This is a genomic window from Youngiibacter fragilis 232.1 (assembly GCF_000495435.3).
In the GTDB taxonomy this organism is placed as follows: domain Bacteria; phylum Bacillota; class Clostridia; order Clostridiales; family Clostridiaceae; genus Youngiibacter; species Youngiibacter fragilis.
Genome location: NZ_AXUN02000156.1, coordinates 1 through 3,373, shown reverse-complemented (window position 1 = coordinate 3,373; position 3,373 = coordinate 1). Strand labels below are relative to the sequence as shown.

The window sequence follows — 3,373 nt, the reverse complement described above, 5'->3', positions numbered from 1 at the left end:
TGTTTTAGACCGCTTGAAGTGACTTGAAATAGATTTGATTGCCTGTCGTGAAATTGCTCTGTATAATGTCATTAATTTGGAAAAGGAAAAACCCCAAGGAACTCATCTTCGCACGATCGCGTTCCTCAGGGCTTACCACTGTGATGATAATTATAGCAAAGTACTCGATGTCGTTCAATGAGGAACTTGATTTTTTTTATCTGACGGGGCAAGAATCTGATGCTGTATGTCCGGTATGTGGTGCTGATCTGGCTTATAGGGATAGTCGCTTACGTATATTTCGAGATTATGGTGGACACAAGAGTCATATTCTCATTCGCAGGTTGAAATGCAGCTGCGGAAGAATCCACAATGAGCTACCGGACTGTCTTGTCCCGCACAAACACTACGCTTGCATAGTCATAGAGGATGTATTGGATGAAGTGTCTACACCGGTTGACCTTCCAAGCGAGGATTATCCTTGCGAGGCCACCATGGAGAGATGGAAGAGCTTCCTAGAACGAAACACACTGCGGGTAGAGGGAATACTGCGCAGTATTGCTCATTCGCTTCTTGGGTATTCTGAACAGCTGCTGTTAAGTGGAGTATCCTTAGTTGGCCATTTGCGGGGCATGGGAAGCGGTTGGCTTTCGGTTCTCATTCTACCAATCTACAATTCAGGGCACAGTCTTCAGCCTTGATGGTCTTATGCACCTGATTTGTTTTGTTGGCATATTTTCTGGCATGCTATGATGCGCTCATCATAGTATCAGGAGGTATATAACATGAGTATGTCAACAGACGCCGAAAACTGGCGTGATGAAACCGCATTAAACAGGCACCAGATAATCGTACCGCTGCTGGATGAGGGGATTGATCCACAGAAGAAGCAGATGCTTCGAGAACAGCAGGCATCAAAGTACGGATGCTCAATCAGAAGCATTCAGCGCTATGAGCAAGCCTATCGAAATGGTGGTTTTTCTGGGCTTAAGCCTCGGCCACAGAACCGAAGGTCTTCTCCAAAACTACCGCCAGACTTCAATGAACTGCTTCAGGAGGCGATCCTTTTGAAGCGTGAAGTCCCGACACGTAGTGTGCAACAGATAATAAGGATTCTGGAGATGGAAGGACGGGCAAAGCCTGGAACTCTATCTAGGCCAACTTTGCAGCGACACCTCCACAATGCAGGTTTCGGAAAGAAGCAGATGCGGATGTACATTGAATCCAAGAACAACGGTGCTGGACGCTTCGCAAAGCCGCACAGAATGATGCTGATCCAAGTTGACATTAAGTATGGACCAAAGCTGCCTATCGGGAAGAATGGGGCCAAGGTCCAGACATACCTTTCAGCTGCAATAGATGATTGTACAAGATATGTCGTGGCGTCAGCCTTCTATGACAATCAGGAGGCTACCATCGTTGAGGACACATACCGAAAAGTGATACTTAGATTTGGAAAATTCGACAAAAGCTACGCAGACAATGGAAAGCAGTATGTCTCCAGGCAGCTTCGGACTAGCTGCGCAAAGCTTGGTATCCGTATAATCCATCATCGCCCTTACTCCGCCCGTTCTAAAGGCAAGGTAGAAAAGTTTAACGATTCGGTAAATGACTTCATCGCTGAGGCGAATGCAGCAAGGGTAAAAACTCTGGAGGAGTTGAACCGACTCTGGCAGATATGGCTTGAGGCATATTACCACGACAAGCCGCACAGTGGCCTCGGAGAAGACATAACACCTTCAATGGCATTCAACCGTGACAGCCGCCACCTTACTTTCCTTGACGTCAACCTTGTAGCTGAGGCTTTTCTTCACCATGAGAAGCGCAATGTTGATAGAAGTGGCTGCATAAGCTTCAAGGGACAGAAATATGAGGTGGGGATGAGTCTTGTCGGGGCCACTGTGGAAATAGCTTTTGACCCCATGGATTGTGAGACCTTAACAGTGACATACAGGGATATGCCAGCATTCAAGGCAAAGCCTCTGCACATCGGAGAATTCTGTGGGAGATCTCCAGTTATGCCTGCACACCTGTTGCCTACGGAACCAGAAACATCAAGATTCCTCAATGCATTGGAGACCAAGCATGAACAGATGAAGATCCGTTCTGCTGGAGCAATATCCTTCGGTTCTTACCGCAAGGAGGTTGATGGAGATGTATGAGGAATTCTTCAAAATGGCAAATACCCCATTTGCACGGAACCTACCACCCAAAAGCCTATACGAATCTTCAGCAGTATCAGAAATACTAGGACGATTGACCTATGCTGCTGACCGGCAGCTGTTTGCGGTACTCACCGCTGATGCAGGATGCGGCAAGTCTACTATAATCAGGAAATTCACGAAATCCCTTGATGGTGATACTTACCTGCTGCTGTACCTTTCAGACTCGAAGCTAACACCACGTTGGTTCTATAAGGGCCTATTGGACCAGTTAGGTATCGATGCCCGGTTCTACAGAGGTGATGCAAAAAGGCAGCTGCATAAGGAAATTGAAATCATCCGGGGAGTTCAGCAAAAGAAAGTTGTGTGTGTTCTTGATGAGGCGCATCTACTTGACAAGGAAACTCTAGAGGAGTTTCGATTTTTGCTAAACTTTAGATATGACTCCATGAGTCCAATGTCCTTGATCCTGGTTGGGCAGTCAGAACTTCTAGATAAGCTTAAGCTTCAGAGATATGATGCCATCCGGCAACGCATAGACATGATGTGCATACTTCCACATCTGGATCGAGCACAGACTCAGGAGTACATTAAGTCACATCTGGAATACGCAGGATGCACCCATGAACTGTTCACCGATAAGGCAGTAGATGAAATCTACCGCACATCCCATGGAACTATGCGCATGATCAACCGAATCAGCGAGAAATGTCTGATGTATGCCTACCAACAAAGAAAGCCTCTGGTTGATGACCATACAGTAAGGTTTGTTGTGGAGAATGAGCTGTTCGGAGGTACATCAATATGATAAAATTCCATTGCTTCCAGACCTCAGGAAAACGAACTGTAACTTGGGATGGGAGTTTCGAAATAATCAGATGGAAACCGCCCTATGAGATGATGGTTCGTGCACGCGCCAGCAGATTCCATGTGATTTTTGGTGAGCACTCCTTAGGCAACTTCCTCTGCATACCTGACTGGAATGTAGGATGTGAGATTGCGGACTTTACCGATACCTTCTGGAACCTCGAGAGACTTGGAAAGCAACTCAAAAAAGCCGATGCAATAACTATTGTGTATGCACTTGCTGCAGCTGATGAACATCTCAAATTTTGATTTATGGAAGTGTGGGGTATTACCCTACGCTTCCATATCCATAAATGACAGCATATAGAGCAGATTATTGACAACAGGTGAGATCAGTTCAGAGACAGAACTAGAAATCTTTAACA

General features: G+C 46.0%; 4 protein-coding genes. All 4 read left to right on the top strand.

Features of this window, described 5'->3' with window-relative positions; genetic code table 11:
• Positions 1-65: 65 nt before the first annotated feature.
• The 4 genes from T472_RS20265 (at position 66) to T472_RS07645 (ending at position 3,257) form a co-directional block, all read left to right on the top strand.
• On the top strand, positions 66-680 hold the full coding sequence (locus T472_RS20265; protein ID WP_341372044.1) for a DUF6431 domain-containing protein: 615 nt from the start codon (positions 66-68) through the stop codon (positions 678-680).
• Between the two features lie 84 nt (positions 681-764).
• Positions 765-2,141, top strand: a complete 1,377-nt coding sequence (locus T472_RS07655; RefSeq protein WP_023863511.1) for an IS481 family transposase — start codon at positions 765-767, stop codon at positions 2,139-2,141.
• Positions 2,134-2,949, top strand: coding sequence for an ExeA family protein (locus T472_RS07650; protein WP_040907058.1), 816 nt, complete (start codon positions 2,134-2,136; stop codon positions 2,947-2,949). The genes T472_RS07655 and T472_RS07650 overlap by 8 nt, the downstream gene beginning before the upstream one ends.
• Positions 2,946-3,257, top strand: a complete 312-nt coding sequence (locus T472_RS07645) for a DUF6618 family protein (protein ID WP_023384614.1) — start codon at positions 2,946-2,948, stop codon at positions 3,255-3,257. Before T472_RS07650 ends, T472_RS07645 begins: the two co-directional genes overlap by 4 nt.
• Positions 3,258-3,373 lie beyond the last annotated feature (116 nt).